Source organism: Gaetbulibacter sp. M235 (genome assembly GCF_043876835.1).
Taxonomy (GTDB): domain Bacteria; phylum Bacteroidota; class Bacteroidia; order Flavobacteriales; family Flavobacteriaceae; genus Yeosuana.
Genome location: NZ_JBAWJZ010000001.1, coordinates 135,782 through 155,926, shown reverse-complemented (window position 1 = coordinate 155,926; position 20,145 = coordinate 135,782). Strand labels below are relative to the sequence as shown.

Below are 20,145 nucleotides of genomic sequence, written 5' to 3'. Positions count from 1 at the left end.
CTAGTAGTTTCTGTTTTTATTATGAAATAAATACCTTGTAAATTATAATATAAGGCGCGATTTCAAGTGCGCAAAGATACAAAATAAAATAAAATAAGTTTTGTTTTATTAAACTTAGATTTGTTTTAATTGTAGTAATTAACCCTAAAATATTGATTAAAAGAAGAAAAATAACAATTGCAAAAAGGACCGTTAACGAAGGCTTAAAACTATAAACCAACAAAAGGTTTATAGGAATTAAGAATATGCCCAATAAATTCTTGTAACTTATTTTTTGAAACAGATATTGATCAATTAATTTATCAATTTCAAAAAGACTTCCTATAAGTCGTTCTAAAAGTACTTTTATTAAAATAAAAATACCAATTCCAAAAGTTATTTTAAACATGGAATCTATGGTTGGTGTTAAATTATTATTTTCAAACTGCAAACAGATAAATGTAAATATGCCTGCCGATAAAATTAAATTTATAAATATTAAGGCATCAAACTTATCAAAGAACTTTTGCTCTTTGGCGTAAATTTTAAGATACTTTGAGTTTCCTATCACATAAACAAAATCATTGAAACGCTTTGGATGAATTGCTTTAGCAATGGCAATAAAAAGAACACCTACTACAATTAAAATAGTAAACAATTCATATTTAGGAAGGTCTCTAAGCATGTCATAAAATTATTATAAATAATAATATATAGTTGTAATTATTAAGGAATATTTAAAAAAAAGTAAATTTTAAATAATGTACATTTGCCAAAATATTCGCATTTAATGTTTTGTCTGTTAAAATTAAATTTAGGTTTAAATTACATTAAAATAAGATTGGGGAATTTATGAAAAACGCCGTTGTAATTATACCAACATATAACGAAATTGAGAATATCGAAGCTATTATTAAAGCAGTGTTTTCTCAATCTGCTTTTGTAAACATTCTTATTGTTGACGACAATTCTCCTGACTTAACAGCATTGAAAGTTAAAGAATTACAAAAAGAGTTTCCTCAACGCTTATTTTTAGAATTAAGAAAAGAAAAATCTGGATTAGGTACTGCTTACATTCATGGATTTAGGTGGGCATTAAAAAACCATTATGAGTTTATTTTTGAAATGGATGCCGATTTTTCCCATGACCCAAAAGACCTTATTAAATTATATCAAGCATGCGATGAAATTGGCGCGGATGTTGCTATAGGTTCGAGGTACATAAAAGGAGTTAATGTTGTTAATTGGCCAATGAACAGGGTTTTAATGTCATATTTAGCCTCTGTTTATGTGAGAATAATTACAGGAATGAGAATTAAAGACACAACAGCTGGTTTTGTTTGTTACAGAAGAAATGTATTAGAAACTTTAGATTTAAATAAAATTAAATTCATAGGTTATGCGTTTCAAATAGAAATGAAATTTAAAGTGTATCTTAAAAAGTTTAATATAATTGAAGTTCCGGTGATATTTACAGATAGAACAAAAGGAGAATCAAAATTAAGTTCAGGAATAATTTCAGAAGCTATTTTTGGTGTAATTTCAATGAAACTTAATAGTGTTTTCAAAAAATAGAAAGGATTTATGAAGAAAAGAACAATACTTATAAAAAATGCACATATTGTAAATGAGGGTACAACATTTAGTGGTGACATATTAATAGAAGATGAATATATTAAAGAAATTGGTGAATCTATAAGCGCTAAGTCTTCTGACGTTTTTGTAATTGATGCTGAAGGAAAGCATGTGCTACCTGGAGTTATTGATGATCAGGTTCATTTTAGAGAGCCAGGATTAACCCATAAAGCTACTATTGAAACGGAATCTAAAGCAGCTATTGCTGGTGGAATCACATCATTTATAGAAATGCCCAATACGAATCCACAAACAACAACAATTGAGGAATTAGAAAAAAAGTTTGAGATAGCTTCAAAAACATCCTATGCTAATTATTCATTTATGTTTGGTGGAACAAATGATAATTTAGAAGAAATTTTAAAAGTAGATGCAACTCAGGTTGCTGCTTTAAAACTTTTTCTTGGATCTTCAACAGGAAACATGTTGGTTGATAACCCAAAAGTATTAGAAAATATATTCAAAAATACCAACCTGTTAATAGCGGTACATTGTGAAGATGAAGCTACAATTAAAGCGAATTTAGAAACCTATTTAGAAAAGTATGGAGAAGATATCCCAATTAAATGTCATCCAGAAATTCGTAGTGAAGAAGCTTGTTATTTGTCCTCTTCAACGGCTATTGAATTAGCTAAAAAAACTGGAGCAAGATTGCATGTGTTTCATTTGTCAACAGGAAAAGAAACAGAACTTTTCACTAATAAAATCCATTTAAAAGACAAGAAAATTACTGCTGAAGTTTGCATTCATCATTTATGGTTTACAGACGAAGATTATGAAAAAAAGGGGACTTTGATTAAATGGAATCCGGCAGTAAAAACTAAAAAAGATAAAGATCAACTTTGGGAGGCGTTGCTTGACGACAGGATAGATGTTGTTGCTACAGATCATGCTCCACATACATTGGCAGAAAAGAAAAATGTGTATACCAAGGCACCTTCAGGTGGACCTTTGGTACAACACGCGCTTTCTGCGATGTTAGAAATGTATCATAAAGGAAAAATATCCATTGAGAAAGTTGTTGAGAAAATGTGTCATAATCCGGCAATTTTATTTCAAATTGAAAAAAGAGGTTTTATTAAAGAAGGTTATTTTGCCGATTTGGTTTTAGTCGATTTGAATAATCCTTACACCGTAAAAAAAGAAAATATTTTATATAAATGTGGTTGGTCTCCATTTGAAGGCACCACCTTTAAATCGAGAATAACACATACGTTTATTAATGGTAATTTGGCTTATGAAAATGCTAAATTTCATAATTTTAAATCTGCAAAACGATTAACTTTTAACAGATAATGTTTAAACGAATCATCATATTCATTTTTGCCTCTTTATTATTGGTTTCCTGCTATAACATTAGCAAGCCAGAAAAGCCTAGTCATCTGCTTTCAAAAAAAGAAATGATCAATATTATTATAGACCTTAGATTGCTGGCTTCTGCAAACGGATCAAACCAAATTATTTTAAAAAAGAAAGGTATTTATTCTGAGGCTTATGTTTATGAAAAATATAAAATAGATAGTTCAACATTTGCTTTAAGCAACAATTATTATGCTTATCATATTGATGATTATGACGAGATTTATAATAAAGTTAGGGATAGTTTAGAAGCACTAAACAAATTCTATGACGAGCTATTACTTAAAGAAGAAGCAGAAAAAAAGAAACAAGATTCTTTAAACAGAATTAAGAAAAGAGATTCTTTAGACATTATAAAAAAGAAAGATTCGCTAAAATTGTTGAATGTAAACGATTCAATTATTGATGTTATATTGAAAAAAAAGAAAGTAACTCCAAAGCTTATTGAACCTGTTTCAAGTACAACGAACCAATCTCAGTAATACTTTCAGAAACTGGTTTAAAATCATATTGAAGCTGTGATTTGATTTTTGTATTTTCAAAAGTTTTTTGAGTACTTAAAGAAGAAACCAAATGTTTGGTGAGTTGTCTTCTTTTTCCAAACAGTTTATGGTTCAGCCAATCTAATCGCCAACCAATTTGCAATAATTTTATAGATGCAAGTTTCTCAGGTATTTTCGCATTTACAGCTTTTGCCATGGCTTGTAAAAAATCTTTATAACTCCAGTTTTCAGCAACCAAAATAAATCGCTCATTAGTAATATTACTTTTGGTTAAAGCTACCATAATGCTTACAACATCTTCAACGTCAACCAATCCAATAGAACCAGAAGTAAAATATTTAAGACCTTGATAAGCTTTTTTAAATAAGCTTCCGCTTCCATAACGCCAAATACCAGCTCCTAAAATAACACCAGGATTGACCATTACAATATCAAGCCCTTCTTGTGAACCTCTCCAAACTTCTATCTCGGCACCATATTTAGTAATGCCATAAATAGTATTGTTGGCTTCAGGATTCCATTCAGATGTTTCATTTATTATATTAGTGTTGTTGGGAAGCCCTAAAGTTGCAATAGAGCTTACATGGCATAGTTTTTTTATGTCATTTGAAAGACAAAGGTTTACAACATTGGCTGTTCCTTCAATATTTGTTCTTCTTAATAAATGATATTTGTCGGGTTCAAAAGAAACAAAAGCGGCACAATGATATACATATGTAATGTCTTTAAAAGCTTCTGAAAGAGAAGGAATATCAAGAATGTCTGCTTCAAACCATTCTATGGAATTAAAAATAGTTTCATAATTATCTGTGTAACAAGAGAACACATCTTTAATGTTAGCCAATTTTTTTTCATTTCTATAAATGGCTCTAACCTTTTCTCCATCACTTGCCAATTTGTATAACAAATGTGAACCAACCAAACCTGTGCTGCCTGTTACTAAAATCATGCAACTAATGTAAAGAATTATTCAGAATACATGAGTAATTCTACATTGATTTTTATCTTTGCCGTAGTTTACCAAAAATATTAAAAAATGATTAAAAATTTTGTAGAAGAATTGACTTGGAGAGGGATGATTCATACCGTAATGCCTGGTGCCGAAGAACATTTAATGGAAAGCATACGTAGTGCTTATGTTGGCTTTGATCCAACGGCCGATTCTTTACATATTGGAAATTTAGTGCCTATCATGTTATTGGCGCATTACCAACGTTGTGGACATCGTCCTGTTGCTTTGGTTGGTGGAGCTACCGGTATGATTGGTGATCCTTCAGGGAAATCTAACGAGCGAAATTTACTTGATGAAACTACGTTACGCCATAATCAAGAAGCTATTAAGAAGCAATTGGCTCATTTTTTAGATTTTGAAAGCAATGCTGAAAATGCTGCAATTTTAGTTAATAATTACGACTGGATGAAGAATTTTTCATTCCTTGAATTTATTCGCGATGTTGGTAAACACATTACTGTAAATTATATGATGGCAAAAGATTCTGTAAAAAACAGGATTTCTTCCGATTCTACAGAAGGGATGAGCTTCACAGAGTTCACCTATCAATTAGTTCAAGGCTACGATTTTTTACATTTATATAATGATAAAAATTGCACGATTCAAATGGGCGGTAGTGACCAATGGGGAAATATCACTACAGGAACAGAATTGATAAGAAGAATAGGAAATGGTAAAGGATTTGCTATTACATGTCCATTAATCACAAAATCTGATGGGTCAAAATTTGGAAAATCCGAAGGCGGAAATGTTTGGCTGGATGCCAATAGAACATCACCATACAAATTTTATCAATATTGGTTAAATTCAAGTGATGAAGATGCTGAAAAGTATATTAAAATTTTTACGTTTTTAACCCAATCAGAAATTGAAGCTTTGGTTAAAGAACATACGGAAGCACCACATTTGCGCATTTTACAAAAGCGTTTAGCTGAGGAAATTACTACCATGGTTCATTCAAAAGAAGATTTGGAGAATGCTATTAAAGCCAGTAATATTTTATTTGGAAACTCTACCGGTGATGATTTAAAGCATTTGAACGAGCAAACCTTTTTAGATGTTTTCGATGGTGTGCCACAAGCAGAAGTATCAATGGCAGATGTTGAAAATGGATTGGATGTTATTGGAGCCTTAGCTGAAAAAACAGGATTTTTAAAGTCAAATGGCGAAGCCAGAAGAGCACTAAAAGAAAATTCAATTTCGGTTAATAAAGAAAAAGTGGGTGAAGATTATAAAATCACTACGTCTGATTTGATTAATGATAAGTTTGTATTATTACAACGTGGTAAGAAAAATTACTTTGTGATACGTGTTCAATAAAAAAGCCTGACAGGGAAATCAGGCTTTTAAAACTAACCAACCAGCTAAAAAATTATTTTCTTTTTTATAGCTGGTTTTTTTGTCGGTAATATTTAATAATCCTTACAACTTAAAATCATTATTTTTTCAAAGAAACTATTTATAAAACCATAAGATTGCAACCGCGAATATCTGAATGGTCAAAACGTCCAATCACTTCAAACAAACCATCATCGTGAACGCGCCCTAAATCTTGTGTAGCAATAAAAGAGCAAGAATTAATATTTGCCAAGTCAATCACATTTATGCCACCCGTTTTTCCAATAGGTTGAATGCTCAAAGCATCTTCGGTATCGCGAGTTAGAATGCGCATCCAATGTGGCGAACTGTAAAATCCATTGCCTTTCGAATACGCCTGACTTAACAATTCAGTCATTCCATATTCACTATGGATATTGTCTACACCAAACCCTTTTTTTAATTCATGGTGAAGTTCTTCACGTATCAATTCTTTTCTTCGTCCTTTCATGCCGCCGGTTTCCATAACGATAGTATGTTTTAAGTTGAATTGATAGGTTTCTATTAAATCCAATAAGGCAAACGAAACACCAATGAGAAGCACTTTTTTCCCTTTTGAATCTAAATCAATCAACGTGTTTTTTAATTCAGATAAGTTGTTGAGATAAAACCCACTTTCCGGATGGTTTGATTGCTTAATCATGGCATCCACCATATAAATTAATGAAGAGCCTTCGCGTTCTAAATAAGAAGGTAATAAAGCCAGAATCACATAATCTTCAATGGCGCCATAAAACGTTTCAAACCCTTTTGTGAAACTTGATTTATAAATATTTAAATTGGTGACAAAATGCTTACTTGTAATTGCTCCTGTAGTTCCTGAACTTGTAAAAGTTGTTTGAATAGGATTTTGAGAACTTAAAACCTCATGGGTTTTAAAAAATTGAATGGGTAAAAAAGGAATGTCCTGAATGGTTTTTATATCACTTGGATGTTTGTATAACAAATCACAAAACGACCTGTAAACTTTGTTGTTTTTAAACTGATAGTTAAAAATATCCAAAGCCAATGCATTGAATGCTTGCTCAGTTTGAATATTAAAAATGGCGTTAAAATCTATCATTTAATGGCTGTCAGTTCGAGTGAAAATTGGCATACAATTTTTGTATCGAGAACATAAGACAAAAGTACTAAAATAAAAAAGCGTTACCATTGGTAACGCTTTTAAAATAATATGATTTTTAATGCTTATTCTATAACTAATTTTGTGGTAGAAATGGCATTGTCTTGAGACACTTTCATTAAGTAAAGACCAGAAGTTAAATTAGAAACGTTAAGAGTGTTGTTACTAACGGTTTCATTAATTACTTGCTTACCTAACATATCAAATACAGCGACAGACATTTTTGCATTGCTTTTGCTAGTAATGTTTACATAACCTAATGAGGTTGGGTTAGGATACATAGCAAAACCTTTAATTTGATTGAATTTTGTTGATAAAGTTAATTCAGATAAAGAACGAGCTGTAAATTGTTCTGCACCATTAAAATTACCTACAATAACAAGCATATTGGTTGCACCAGTTGGAATAGTTTGCCCTATATAATCTGCTTCAGAAAAATTAGTTCTAAATGTTGAGGCGGTACCATCATTTATCACATAATTTAAAGGTGCAGTAAAATTGTTTATGCCATTGCCATCTGCAAATGTAACTCCATTTAGACGAACTAATTTGCTTTCATAAGTTCCCAAACTAGCTTGAACATCTGCTATTGTAACCACTTCTGGTGTAATTATATTTCCTGTTGAACTTGGAGCACCCCAATCGGCAAATGTAGGAATGAGTTCCAATAACCCGTTAAAAAGTTCTAGATGTCCTCTTATGTTAGTGACACCATCTCCTTCGCTATAAACCGTGGAAATGTCAAAAAAGGGATCATGAACCAAAATGCCTCCTGTGGCATCTTGAAAATATTTTTGGTTGTTTAAAGACCTAGAATAGGTATTAATGACTTCTCCGGTAACACGATAATAAGTGTCTGGGTCAACAGTACCTGCTCTAAGCGTAGCTAAATCGGGCACATCATTATAGGCCGGGATAGTAATTGTAAATGAGTATGTAACAGCAGGCACCAATGAATTACCTGAATTGTCAACCAATTCTGAAAAGAAAAAATAAGTTTTGGTTACGGTCAACCCAGATATTGGGTATTCAAAGCCATCGTTAGATGTAAAGATGTTACCGCTATCCACCATACTATTATCACTAGTGTCTTCAACATACCAAGCAATATAGCCATCGCCGCTATTATCGCTAACACCGCCGCCGGCATCATTGGACATGGTAAAGTTTGTAGTAATGAAATCAATGGTAGCATTAACATCTTCGGGAGACCCAATAGTGTTGCTTCCATCTGCGGGACCGTTGTTAATGGTAAGGGTAGATATTAAAGCGCTAGAAGTTGCGGTAAATGAGAAATCATCAATAGCTAATATTCCATCTGATCCACTATCATTAGTGTCAACCCATTTAATCCATAAAGTCCCGCCATTCACCAATGGTGAGGACATGGTAACGGTAACGTTCATCGCCGCTTGATTGGCAGGTAAATTGCCATCAACCGCTGCTGCTGCTGTAGTTGTAGTTAAAATTTCATTAATGTCAAGTGTTGAAGCTGTTACCCATGTTCCATTATCTAAACCAGTAGCATCAATGCTGTAAGAAAAAGCGAGCACTTCATTTACAGAATTTGAACTTCCTGATCTCCATTGTTCAACCAACAATGCAATATTAAACTGGGTTATTTGATCTCCAGTATTATTGATAAATGACATTCCAAAAGCAGGAACTGTAGTGCCAGAAGCTAGAGAACCAAAGGCTCTATCGGGAGCAGAAGCTGTTCCAACATTATAAATATTTCCAGAAGTAGTAGCACCATCAGTAACCGCCATCGTTAAAACTTGATTTAATGTGCCACTTCCGGCAGCTCTAATAGCGGTCCAATTTGTTGGAAATGTAGTTCCTAAAGAGGTCATTCCATCAAAATTTTCAGAATAAGCATTATTTAATGCCGTTATAGAAGCCTGCCCAAAAGACAAACCAGAAATTAAAATACTAAAAAGCAAAATGTAAAGTTTTTTCATATTAAGAGAAATTAATTAATTAAGTTATAAAAATAACGATAAATTTGAATAAAAACTAAAAAACAGCCTATTAAGCTGTTTTTTAACAATGAAATAACATTTACGTTACTTTATCACTAATTTCCTGGTTTCACTAATATTATTTTCGGTAATCTTTAAAAAATAGACACCAGTACTTAGTTGTGCAATGTTTAATTCTTTACCAGATAAATCAGTAGTATATATTTGTTTTCCTAAAACATTGAAAATTTCAACTCTTTTAGTAAGGTTCTTATTGGTAGTAATATAAACGAATACTCTACCATTATTTACAGGGTTTGGGTATATTGAAAGACCATCAATATGTTCTTGCTGGGGCACATTATTTCGTCCTGTTTGAGAAAACCCTTGTTGGACCATCAAAAACAAAAAGGAAAAAATAAATAACACAAAGTAGTTTTTTTTCATAGTAGGCTTTTATAACTAGTAAAATTAATTAATTACTTCAAAAGTTGTACCAAAGTAATGTTAAAAGTTTCTGTTTTACGTCGAAAGATTAAAACACTGTAACTTATACGTTACCAAAAGGTTATTTATGCTAAATTTACTATAAATCTGTGTTATTAATTTTATCTTTACTTCTGGAAATAATTTTTCTAAACGTATTTAAAATATGAATAAAAAAGATATTAAAATTCTTTTAGTTGACGATGAGCCAGATATTTTGGAAATTGTTGGTTATAATTTATCAAACGAAGGCTACCAAATATTCACAGCCGAAAACGGTGTTGAAGCCGTTAAGAAAGCTAAAAAAGAGCTGCCGCATTTAATAATTCTAGACGTAATGATGCCAGAAATGGATGGTATTGAAGCTTGCGAAATTATAAGAAAGAATCCTGATTTAAAAGATACTATTATTACGTTTTTAACCGCACGAGGTGAAGATTATTCACAAGTAGCCGGTTTTGATGCTGGTGCTGATGATTATATAACAAAACCTATAAAACCAAAAGTTTTAGTTAGTAAAGTACAGGCGCTTTTAAGAAGATTTAAGCAAGAAGAAGTTGCAGATTCTGTTAAAATTGGAAATCTGGTTATAAACAGAGATGAGTATAAAATCGTTTTAAAAGGAACAGAAATTGTGCTTCCACGTAAAGAATTTGAATTATTATCTTTATTAGCTTCAAAACCTGGAAAGGTTTTTAAACGTGATGAAATTCTTGACAAAGTATGGGGTAATGAGGTTGTTGTAGGTGGTAGAACGATTGATGTACACATTAGAAAATTACGAGAAAAAATAGGAGACGATTGTTTTAAAACAATAAAAGGAGTAGGCTATAAGTTTGTAGATTAATGCGTCCAAAATTTAAAAAAACATATAAATTCGCGATCAAAACATCGCTGTATATAACTGTTTTTATAACGCTCTTAATGGGTGTTTTTTTATACAGTTTTTATACAATTAACTGGTTGTTGCTTTTAGCATTTGCCCTTATTTCATATGTGTTCTCATTTATAGTTATTCAGTTTAGAGTAGAAAGGTTTATATACAAAAGAGTTAAAAAAATATATGACGATTTAACGCTCTTAGAATCTACTAATTTAACACGCGGACCCATAAATACCGATATGGGAACCCTCACACAAGAAATTGATAAGTTTGCCAGAGACAAAAAACTTGAAATTGAAACTTTAAAAGTTAGAGAGCAATACAGAAAAGAGTTTTTTGGTAACGTTTCGCATGAATTGAAAACTCCATTATTTACAGTACAAGGATATATTTTAACATTGCTTGACGGTGCCATGGATGATAAAAAGATTCGTAAAAAATATCTTGAAAGGGCCAGTAAGGGAGTAGAACGCTTGGTTTATATTGTGAATGATTTGGATATGATTACCAAATTGGAAATTGGTGATTTAAGTCTGAATATTGAAAGTTTTGACATTGTTGAAATGGTAAGAAACGTGTTTGAAATGTTCGAAATGAAAGCCAACGAAAAAAAGTTAACCTTAACTTTTGATATTGAATATCCAAAACCAATTATTGTTAATGCAGATAAAGAACGAATACAACAAGTGTTAATCAATCTTATAGTTAATTCCATTAAATACGGACGAGCAAAAGGAACAACAGAAGTAAGTATAGAAAATCTTATAAAAAATAAAGTAATCGTTAGGATTACAGATAATGGAATTGGTATAGGAAAGTCAGATTTACCTCGTTTGTTTGAGCGTTTTTATAGAGTTGATAAAAGTGGGTCAAGGGCAGAAGGAGGTTCTGGTTTAGGACTTTCAATTGTTAAACATATTATTGAAGCTCACGATGAAAAAATTTATGTTGAAAGTGAATTTGGTGTTGGAAGTGAGTTTTCATTCACGCTTGAAAAGGCTAAATAAAGTTTCAAAATCAGTTTCTTTTTCAAGGCTCAAAAAACCATTATAGTTCTCTATTTTTTCAAGTTTTTCAATAGTAAATTCACTTTGTTTACAATAGGGTGCAATGTTTAGTTTTTCCAATCGTTTTGCTAAATATTCTTGTTCGTTTTGTCCTGGAGTTGGTATAAAAAAAACTTTCTTTTCAAGGATTGTTAAATCCATTATGGTAGTATAACCAGAGCGAGAAATAATTAAATGACTGCTTAGAATTGCTTTTTCAAGCTCAAGGCTTTTCATGAAATTATAAATAGTAAGGTTCTTGTTTTTAATTTTAGTTTGGGTGCTCTCAACAACACCTCGAACCAAAATGATGTGGCCTTTATAATTTTCAAATTCTTTTAGAATCTTTTCTTCTAAAACGCTTCTTTGAGGTTCAAGACCAGATAATACTACCAGTATGTCATTTTCTAAAGAGATTGAATTGTTTTTTGAGAACCTGCTTAAAACACCAATATATTTAAGGTTTAATTTATGAGATTCAATATGACCTAGTTTACCACTTAAATTCGAGTTATTTTCAAAATCTGGTATCCAACATTCGTCATGTTTATTAATAATTTTTTGATGAATTTTTGTTGTTAACCAAGTAGTAGTTCCACTATAAACTCTTAATTGGTGAGTTATATAAACAGAAGGAATTCCTTTTTTTGTACTATAAACACCAAATCTATTATCTGAGATAATTCCCTTAATATCATAAATTTTAATAATGTTTTGAACTTCTCTTTTTTCTTCATTAATGGCTTTAATTAGTTTTGGAAGTTTTTTAAAAAGCTGCCATTTCAAAAAGAATTTATATTTAGAATAAGAGATATGGTAAGTAGGAAGTTCTAAATGAATTAATGTTGGAAACTCTTTTTTAAGTAAGTTTAAAGCAGCTCCATCACTTGCAATAATAGGTTCAAAATTTTGTCCCATTAAGGCATTAATAATTGGAATGCACCTAGTAGCATGACCTAAACCCCAATTTAAAGGAGCAACTAAAATCCGTTTTTTATCATTCATCAGTCAGATGCAATTCTTTTTAAAAATGTAATTGATGTCTTTACAAAACATATTAATTGGCATTTCAAATAAAAACAAAGATAAAGCTAATTTGTTTCCTTAATTTTGCCAAAATTTTTAAAAGCGTGGGAAGTAAAAACAAACTTAAAAGATTTAAAGAAAACGAAACCTTTAAAAATGTATTTCAGCCAACTAGAGACGAACTTGTTAGTGGAGAATATGCATTAAAAGGACACTGGAATGAAACATATTTTAAAAATGATAATCCATTGGTCCTAGAATTAGGTTGTGGAAAAGGAGAATATACGGTGGCATTGGCTAAAAGATATCCTGATAAAAACTTTATTGGAATTGATATAAAAGGAGCTCGTTTTTGGCGTGGTGCTAAAACAACTGTAGAAGAAAATCTTGATAATGCGGCATTTTTAAGGACCCAAATTGAACTTATAGATTTTGCTTTTGAAAAAAATGAAGTTGATGAAATTTGGATTACATTTCCAGATCCTCAAATAAAATACAAGCGAACCAAACACCGTATGACCAATTCGGCTTTTTTAAAGAAATACAAATCAATTTTAAAACCTGATGGTGTTGTTAATTTAAAAACGGATAGCGAGTTTATGCACGGATATACACTTGGTTTGTTGCATGGAGAAGGGCATGAAGTGTTATATTCTAACCATAATGTATATAAACAAGAAGGAAGTCCTGATGAAGTTACCAGTATTCAAACCTTTTATGAGTCACAATATTTAGAAAAAAACAAAGCGATTACTTATATTAGATTTAAAATTAAATAACATTGAACATTACTTTTATCTTTTTTTTAGGGCTTTTTGTTGCATTAATTGGGGTTGTTCCACCTGGGTTATTAAATATGACAGCTGCAAAAATTAGCCTGAAAGAAGGTCATGTTAGAGGTATTATGTTCTCAATTGGGGTTTGTATTATAGTTTTTGTCCAAACTTACTTAGCTTCAATTTTCGCTAAATATTTATCTAATCATGCTGAGGTTATTGACATATTACAACGTGTCGCATTTGTAATTTTTGTATTAATAACAGTTTACTATTTATTTGTAGCCAAACAACAATTAAACCCACATATTGAACCACAAATACGAAGCAAACATAGCCGGTTTTTTCAAGGCATGTTTTTATCAAGCATTAATGTATTTCCAATTCCATACCAAGCCTATATGACAATAACTTTGGCTTCAATTGGCTGGTTAGAATTTGATATGACAAGCATTATTAGTTATGTTGCTGGAGCAGGAATGGGAACTTTTGTGATGCTGTATATGTATATTTTCTTTTTTGATAAGATTAAAAACAAGTCCATCACTTCGCAAAAAAGCATGAATTATCTTATTGGAGGTATTACAGGAATTATCTCAATAATTACTTTGATTAATATTATTAAAGAGATGTAATTGATGAAGGCCGAATCGTTAAATTTTTTTGAAAAAGTTTATGAGGTTGCTAAATTAATACCTTACGGTAGAGTAACAAGTTATGGTGCGATAGCAACATATCTTGGGGCTGCCAGAAGTGCTCGAATGGTTGGTTACGCCATGAATGGCTCTGTAGCTAAAGATGTTCCAGCTCATAGAGTTGTAAACAGAAAAGGACTCTTAACAGGAAAACAACATTTTGATGGAACCAATTTAATGCAACAACTTTTAGAAAGCGAAGGTATTAAGGTTGAAAATAATCAAGTTCAAAATTTCGAAACCCATTTTTGGGATCCTATAAAGGAATTATAAAACATCTCATCTTTTAAATTTATAGTGGCTTACTTTCTGATATGATTTATATCAGTTTAAATAATTTCAAAAGCACATATATTTACAAAATCATTTCAATAAATCTGCTTTATAATATTAACTTTTCAGTGTATATTTGTACTTTAGAATAAATCTAAATTATTGAAAATAAATTAGATTTATTGAGATGATTTGAAATTCAAATTAAAGAAAAAGCAAATGAAACATTCATGACTAATAATTTAGTTACACAAAGAAATGATTGTATGAATGTAACATGTGACAGAAAACAAACAATAAATTTAAACACATGAAATTAAGTAAACAAGACATACTTAAAGCTCTTGAAACGATATCAGTTCCAGGAGAAGGTGGTAATATGGTAGAAACTGGAGCCGTAAAAAATGTGATGACTTTTGGAGATGAAGTAATAGTAGATATTACTATTACTAACCCAAGTTTGCAAGCAAAAAAACGAACAGAGGTTGATATTATGAAAGCTATTCATGATATTGTATATGAAAAGGCTAAAATTACTGTAAACGTAAAAGTTGAAGCACCAGAAAAACCAAAAGTAAATGTGATAAAAGGGAATGCTATTCCTGGTATTAAAAATATTATTGCAGTAGCTTCTGGAAAAGGAGGAGTAGGAAAATCTACAGTTACAGCAAACTTAGCAGTATCGCTACAAAAAATGGGCTTTAAAGTTGGAGTTTTAGACGCAGACATATACGGACCATCAATTCCAATTATGTTCGATGTAGAAAAAGAGCGTCCTTTGGCAGTTGATATTCATGGAAAATCTAAAATGAGACCCATAGAAAATTATGGAGTTAAAATTTTATCTATTGGATTTTTTACACAACCAGATCAAGCCGTTGTTTGGCGTGGCCCGATGGCTGCAAAAGCCTTAAATCAGATGATTTTTGATGCTCATTGGGGAGATATTGATTTCTTATTAATCGACTTGCCTCCTGGAACCGGAGACATTCATTTAAGTATCATGCAATCACTTCCAATTACTGGAGCAGTAATTGTAAGTACACCTCAAGTTGTGGCATTAGCTGATGCCAAAAAGGGTGTTGCCATGTTTCAACAAGAAAGTATTAACGTGCCTGTTTTAGGAATTATTGAAAACATGTCATACTTTACACCAAATGAATTGCCAAATTATAAGTATTATATTTTTGGAAAAGATGGTGCAAAAAATCTTGCAGAAGATTTAGGTGTTAAATTTTTAGGAGCCATACCTTTAGTACAAAGTATTCGTGAAGCTGGCGATGTAGGAAGTCCTGCAGCATTACAAATTGACACGCCATTATCAGAAGCATTTAAAGAAATTACTCAAAATGTGGTTCAGGAATTGGTCAATAGAAATGAAGAATTGCCTCCAACAGAAGTAATAAAAATTACAACAATGGCAGGTTGTTCTTCCGTAAAAAATTAAAATATGACAACAGAAGAATTAAGAGAGAATATTGAAAAAGCTTTAGAAGAAATTCGTCCTTTTTTACAAAGCGATGGAGGTGATATTTCATTGATTTCTATTGACGATGATAAGCATGTGAAGGTTCAATTAAAAGGTGCCTGTGTAGGTTGTAGTGTGAACCAAATGACACTAAAATCTGGTGTTGAAATGACCATAAAAAAATATGCTCCACAAATTGAAACTGTGATTAATGTTCTTTAATTAATTATTTGAGATAAAATAAAAAGGGGGTTAATTTTAAATTAACCCCCTTTTTTGCAATAATCAGTTTAGTTTAGTTTAAATAATCTTTTCTCTTCTAAGAAAAGTATCTAAGTTATCAGCAGCGTCAAAGCAATTGCTTACTTTAGGTATTTCAGTGCAATACTGAGAATTTAAATGAAGTGCTCTACACTGAAAATCTGATAAGTCAACCTTTTCAAAGTTTTTATTAATAATAAGACATTGATTGTAAAGACTATCAATAGAATCACAATCTTCAACATCGACGCCATTTTTTATAAGATATCCTTTTAAATAGTTTTCAATGGCATATTGAGAGTTTTTACAAACCATATAAGATACCATATCTTCTTCTGGTCTAAATAGCTCTTCTTTAGCTTCAGTTAGTTTTTCTAGGGCAGTTGCAAAATATTCTTTGGCTTTTGTTCCCATATCTGATGGATTTTAAAGTTTATAATTGTAAAAGTTATATTCTAAATGCCAAATAATTTTGGCATTTAGAATGATTAACTTTTAAGGTGTTCAACTATTAATCCTTAAGATTTATAAAGATTACATTTCTCTATAAATTTCTAAGCGTTCCCATTTAGAATCAACTTCCTCTTGTGCCTGATTTAATAAAGCTTTTCCTAATACGGCATCATCTTTAACAACTCTTGTAAATCGGGTTTCATTGTACATGAAATCACTCAAAGGAATGGTTGGTTTTTTAGAGTCTAATTTAAATTTTTTCCCTTTTTCTTGTTGAGGATCAAATCTAAATAGAGGCCAGTAACCAGATTCAACAGCTTTTTCTTGTTGCTCAGCACCATGTTTTAAATCATAACCATGTTCACCACAATGTGAATAAGCAATAATTACTGAAGGTCCAGGATAAGCAGCAGCTTCTTCTAAGGCTTTTAGTGTTTGTAAATCTTTAGCACCAATAGCTACTTGAGCTACATACACGTTTTGATAAGAAACGGCTTGTAATGCTAAACTTTTCTTACTAGTACGTTTTCCTGATACTGAGAACTTAGCACTTGCGCCTAGTGGTGTAGCTTTTGAAGTTTGTCCACCTGTATTTGAATATACTTCAGTATCTAATATTAAAATGTTAATATCTTCACCAGAAGCCAATACATGGTCAACACCTCCATATCCTATATCATAAGCCCATCCGTCTCCACCAATAATCCAAACAGCTTTTTTACGAAGATATTCGGTTAATTGGCTTAGTTTAATAGCGTCATCGTTGTTATCAAGAATTTGTAATGTTTTCTTAAGTTCTTCAATATCTGCTATTTTTTTAGATTTTTCTGTTTCTGTAACTTCTGGGTTGTTTAAAATAGATTCAACTATTTCACTTCCAACTAAAAATTCTAATGATTTTAATAAATCAACAGCTATTTCTTGTTTTTTGGTTAATGCTAATCGCATACCTAAACCAAACTCAGCATTATCTTCAAATAATGAGTTTGCCCAAGCTGGTCCCCTACCAAACTGATTCGTTTTGTATGGAGTCGTTGGTAAATTTCCACCATATATTGAAGAACATCCAGTAGCATTTGCTATTAAAATACTATCTCCATATAATTGAGTAAGTAATTTGATATAAGGAGTTTCTCCACAACCAGAACAAGCACCTGAGAACTCAAATAATGGTTCTAAAAACTGTGAGCCTTTAACATTGGTTATTTGTAACTCGTTTCTATCATAATAAGGAAGATTTACAAAGTAATCCCAGTTGTTTACTTCATCAGCTTTCTTATCTAATTTTTTTCTCATGTTGATAGATTTAAAATCATCTATCTCTTTGCTTACGGCTGGACAAACAGCTACACAAAGGTCGCATCCTGTACAATCTTCAGGAGATACTTGTAAAACATAAGATTCTGTTGCAGCATCAAAAGGTCTTCCTTTTGCAGGAACATGTTTTAATGATGAAGGCGCATTTACCAATAAATCATTTGAAACAACTTTAGATCGAATAGCAGCATGAGGGCAAATAGCAACACACTTATTACATTGTGTACACAAGTTTGCATCATCCCATATTGGAATGAAATCTGCGATACCACGTTTTTCGTATTGTGTAGTGCCTGTTGGGAATGTTCCATCTACAGGGAATGCACTTACAGGAAGTTCATCACCAGCACCAGCTAATATTTTTTCTAATACTTCTTTTACAAATCCGTCAGGAGCATCTGTCATTGCAGATAATAATGGTTTTTCACTGCTTGAAGTTTTTGGATAATCTACTTTTTGTAGATTTTCAAGAGATTTATCAACAGCATTGAAATTCATTTTTACAATTTTTTCTCCTTTATGAGAATATGATTTTACAATAGCGTCTTTAATTTTTTGGATAGCTTCATCTTTTGGTAAGATTCCAGAAATTGCAAAGAAACATGTTTGTAAAACGGTATTAGCACGTTTACCTAAATTAGCATCTTGAGCTACTTTACTAGCGTCTATGATATAAAATTCAGCCTCTTTTTCAATGATTTCTTTTTGAAGTTTTTTAGGTAATTGATCCCAAATTTCTTCTTTTGAAAATGGTGAGTTTAATAAAAATGTACCTCCTAATTTAAGGTCAGATAGCATATTATATTTCTCAATAAAATTAAATTGATGACTTGCAATAAAATCTGCCTTATCAATTAAATAAGTAGAATGAATAGGATTTGGACCAAAACGTAAATGCGAAATAGTTTGAGCACCTGCTTTTTTAGAGTCATAAACAAAATAACCTTGAACATAATTATCGGTAGTATCACCAATGATTTTGATAGAGTTTTTGTTTGCCCCTACAGTACCATCAGAACCTAAACCATAAAACATGCAATTAATTGTAGAACGTTTTACAGTGAAATAATCATCAATTTCAAGGTTAGTATGAGTTACATCATCATAAATACCAACAGTAAAATGATTTTTAGGTTTAGCTTTCAATAATTCATCATATATACCTTTAACCATTCTAGGATTAAATTCTTTTGATGATAATCCGTAACGACCACCAACTACTGTTGGCATTGGCATTTCGCTTTCTGAAATAGCAGAAATAACATCTAAATATAAAGGTTCACCAACACTTCCTGGTTCTTTAGTTCTATCTAATACTGCAACCTTTTTAACAGTATTAGGAATTACTTTTACAAAATCCTTAATAGAGAATGGTCTGAATAATCTAATAATAAGAGCGCCTACTTTTTCGCCTCTTTCTACCATTTCATTAACAGTTTCATTAACTGCTCCTTCACCAGAACCCATAATGATAATCATTCGTTCTGCTTCTGGATGACCTATATAATCAAATAAATTATAACGTCTTCCTGAAAGTTCATAAAATTCATCCATTGTATTTTGTACAATTTCAGGAACTCTTTGGTAATATTTATTTGCTGCTTCTCTTGCTTGGAAAAATACGTCTGGATTTTGTGATGTACCTCTAATAACAGGATGGTCTGGATCTAAAGAACGTTTTTTATGCTCCATGATTTTATCTTCAGGCATCATGGCTTTGATGATGCTGTCTGGAATAGCGTCAATTTTTGAAATTTCATGAGAGGTTCTAAAACCGTCAAAAATATTTAAGAAAGGCACTCTAGATTTTAAAGTAGCTACTTGAGATATTAATGCAAAATCTTGTGCTTCTTGAACAGAACCACCAAACAACATAGAAAATCCTGTTTGTCTTGCTGCCATAACATCTGAATGGTCACCAAAAATTGATAAAGCATGTGTAGCAATAGTTCTTGCAGCTACATGAATAACATTTGGTAACAGTTCTCCAGCTATTTTATACATGTTAGGAATCATAAGAAGTAATCCTTGTGATGCCGTAAAAGTTGTAGTTAATGCTCCAGCTTGTAATGAACCATGAACAGCACCCGCTGCACCACCTTCACTTTGCATTTCAACAATTCTAGGAACGTTATTCCATATATTTTTTTGTCCTTTTGAACTATAAACATCTACATGTTCTCCCATTGGTGATGCAGGTGTTATTGGATAAATAGCGCAAACCTCATTGGTTTTATGCGCTACTCTTGCCACGGCTTCATTAGCGTCACATATGAGCTTTTCAAATCCTTTTTCCATAATACATTTATAATTTGTTAATTTCTGTACTTAATTTATGGGGTGAAATTATAAACATTGTATCAGTAATTCTATGACATATGTCAGGTTACAAATAAATTCAATCTGTTAATAATATGATATATATCATGTAAAGGTTCAATGGGTAATTCAAGCATAAAAAAAAGGTATAAACCAATTTGTGGGATATACCTTTTTTCAATATACTAATCTA

19 protein-coding genes are annotated in these 20,145 nt (G+C 31.5%); 11 read left to right on the top strand and 8 right to left on the bottom strand.

What is annotated here, in order from left to right; genetic code table 11:
• Nucleotides 1-19 precede the first annotated feature (19 nt).
• Nucleotides 20-664: a DUF4271 domain-containing protein gene (locus tag V8G69_RS00720; protein WP_394879749.1), complete on the bottom strand. Its 645-nt coding sequence runs from the start codon at nucleotides 662-664 to the stop codon at nucleotides 20-22.
• Between the two features lie 167 nt (nucleotides 665-831).
• Between V8G69_RS00720 and V8G69_RS00715 the strand changes: the two genes are divergently transcribed.
• The 3 genes from V8G69_RS00715 to V8G69_RS00705 are packed head-to-tail and all read left to right on the top strand — an operon-like array spanning nucleotide 832 to nucleotide 3,455.
• On the top strand, nucleotides 832-1,554 hold the full coding sequence (locus V8G69_RS00715; protein ID WP_394879748.1) for a polyprenol monophosphomannose synthase: 723 nt from the start codon (nucleotides 832-834) through the stop codon (nucleotides 1,552-1,554).
• Between the two features lie 9 nt (nucleotides 1,555-1,563).
• Nucleotides 1,564-2,910 (top strand): dihydroorotase, encoded by a 1,347-nt coding sequence (locus V8G69_RS00710; RefSeq protein ID WP_394879747.1) that lies wholly within the window; start codon nucleotides 1,564-1,566, stop codon nucleotides 2,908-2,910.
• Nucleotides 2,910-3,455 (top strand): DUF4296 domain-containing protein, encoded by a 546-nt coding sequence (locus tag V8G69_RS00705; RefSeq protein WP_394879746.1) that lies wholly within the window; start codon nucleotides 2,910-2,912, stop codon nucleotides 3,453-3,455. Before V8G69_RS00710 ends, V8G69_RS00705 begins: the two co-directional genes overlap by 1 nt.
• Here V8G69_RS00705 and V8G69_RS00700 read toward each other — a convergent pair.
• Complete coding sequence (locus V8G69_RS00700) at nucleotides 3,415-4,425, bottom strand: NAD-dependent epimerase/dehydratase family protein (RefSeq protein WP_394879745.1); 1,011 nt, start codon at nucleotides 4,423-4,425, stop codon at nucleotides 3,415-3,417. The two genes, V8G69_RS00705 and V8G69_RS00700, sit on opposite strands and share 41 nt — an antisense overlap.
• Before the next feature lie 87 nt (nucleotides 4,426-4,512).
• Between V8G69_RS00700 and tyrS the strand changes: the two genes are divergently transcribed.
• A complete protein-coding gene (gene tyrS / locus V8G69_RS00695) occupies nucleotides 4,513-5,808 on the top strand; it encodes a tyrosine--tRNA ligase (protein ID WP_394879744.1) in 1,296 nt (431 codons plus the stop codon).
• A gap of 139 nt (nucleotides 5,809-5,947) precedes the next feature.
• On the opposite strand, the gene V8G69_RS00690 is transcribed toward tyrS, so the two are convergent.
• The 3 genes from V8G69_RS00690 to V8G69_RS00680 form a co-directional block, all read right to left on the bottom strand.
• Nucleotides 5,948-6,928 carry an acyl transferase gene (locus tag V8G69_RS00690; protein WP_394879743.1) on the bottom strand — a complete coding sequence of 327 codons (981 nt, stop codon included), beginning with the start codon at nucleotides 6,926-6,928 and terminating at the stop codon, nucleotides 5,948-5,950.
• 125 nt (nucleotides 6,929-7,053) lie between these two features.
• Nucleotides 7,054-8,949: a T9SS type A sorting domain-containing protein gene (locus tag V8G69_RS00685; RefSeq protein WP_394879742.1), complete on the bottom strand. Its 1,896-nt coding sequence runs from the start codon at nucleotides 8,947-8,949 to the stop codon at nucleotides 7,054-7,056.
• A gap of 105 nt (nucleotides 8,950-9,054) precedes the next feature.
• The gene (locus V8G69_RS00680) at nucleotides 9,055-9,396 is read right to left on the bottom strand and encodes a T9SS type A sorting domain-containing protein (RefSeq protein ID WP_394879741.1); all 342 of its coding nucleotides are present in this window, start codon (nucleotides 9,394-9,396) and stop codon (nucleotides 9,055-9,057) included.
• Nucleotides 9,397-9,601: 205 nt separating this feature from the next.
• Between V8G69_RS00680 and V8G69_RS00675 the strand changes: the two genes are divergently transcribed.
• Both V8G69_RS00675 and V8G69_RS00670 read left to right on the top strand, forming a co-directional pair.
• A complete protein-coding gene (locus tag V8G69_RS00675) occupies nucleotides 9,602-10,282 on the top strand; it encodes a response regulator transcription factor (RefSeq protein ID WP_394879740.1) in 681 nt (226 codons plus the stop codon).
• On the top strand, nucleotides 10,282-11,325 hold the full coding sequence (locus V8G69_RS00670) for a sensor histidine kinase (RefSeq protein ID WP_394879739.1): 1,044 nt from the start codon (nucleotides 10,282-10,284) through the stop codon (nucleotides 11,323-11,325). The genes V8G69_RS00675 and V8G69_RS00670 overlap by 1 nt, the downstream gene beginning before the upstream one ends.
• Here the strand turns inward: V8G69_RS00670 and V8G69_RS00665 are convergent.
• Nucleotides 11,299-12,369: a glycosyltransferase gene (locus V8G69_RS00665; RefSeq protein ID WP_394879738.1), complete on the bottom strand. Its 1,071-nt coding sequence runs from the start codon at nucleotides 12,367-12,369 to the stop codon at nucleotides 11,299-11,301. The genes V8G69_RS00670 and V8G69_RS00665 overlap by 27 nt on opposite strands.
• Nucleotides 12,370-12,494: 125 nt before the next feature.
• Between V8G69_RS00665 and trmB the strand changes: the two genes are divergently transcribed.
• From trmB to V8G69_RS00640, 5 genes are all read left to right on the top strand, one after another.
• A complete protein-coding gene (trmB, locus tag V8G69_RS00660; RefSeq protein WP_394879737.1) occupies nucleotides 12,495-13,169 on the top strand; it encodes a tRNA (guanosine(46)-N7)-methyltransferase TrmB in 675 nt (224 codons plus the stop codon).
• Between the two features lie 2 nt (nucleotides 13,170-13,171).
• Nucleotides 13,172-13,801, top strand: a complete 630-nt coding sequence (locus V8G69_RS00655; RefSeq protein WP_394879735.1) for a LysE family transporter — start codon at nucleotides 13,172-13,174, stop codon at nucleotides 13,799-13,801.
• Nucleotides 13,802-13,804: 3 nt separating this feature from the next.
• Nucleotides 13,805-14,134: an MGMT family protein gene (locus tag V8G69_RS00650; RefSeq protein ID WP_394879734.1), complete on the top strand. Its 330-nt coding sequence runs from the start codon at nucleotides 13,805-13,807 to the stop codon at nucleotides 14,132-14,134.
• 310 nt (nucleotides 14,135-14,444) lie between these two features.
• Nucleotides 14,445-15,581, top strand: coding sequence for a P-loop NTPase (locus V8G69_RS00645; RefSeq protein WP_394879733.1), 1,137 nt, complete (start codon nucleotides 14,445-14,447; stop codon nucleotides 15,579-15,581).
• 3 nt (nucleotides 15,582-15,584) lie between these two features.
• Entirely contained in the window at nucleotides 15,585-15,824 is a 240-nt protein-coding gene (locus V8G69_RS00640) for a NifU family protein (protein WP_394879732.1), read from the top strand.
• A gap of 78 nt (nucleotides 15,825-15,902) precedes the next feature.
• Here V8G69_RS00640 and V8G69_RS00635 read toward each other — a convergent pair whose 3' ends face one another.
• Nucleotides 15,903-16,277 (bottom strand): HEPN domain-containing protein, encoded by a 375-nt coding sequence (locus V8G69_RS00635; protein WP_394879731.1) that lies wholly within the window; start codon nucleotides 16,275-16,277, stop codon nucleotides 15,903-15,905.
• A gap of 120 nt (nucleotides 16,278-16,397) precedes the next feature.
• Nucleotides 16,398-19,931, bottom strand: a complete 3,534-nt coding sequence (gene nifJ / locus V8G69_RS00630; protein WP_394879729.1) for a pyruvate:ferredoxin (flavodoxin) oxidoreductase — start codon at nucleotides 19,929-19,931, stop codon at nucleotides 16,398-16,400.
• Between the last annotated feature and the right edge of the window lie 214 nt (nucleotides 19,932-20,145).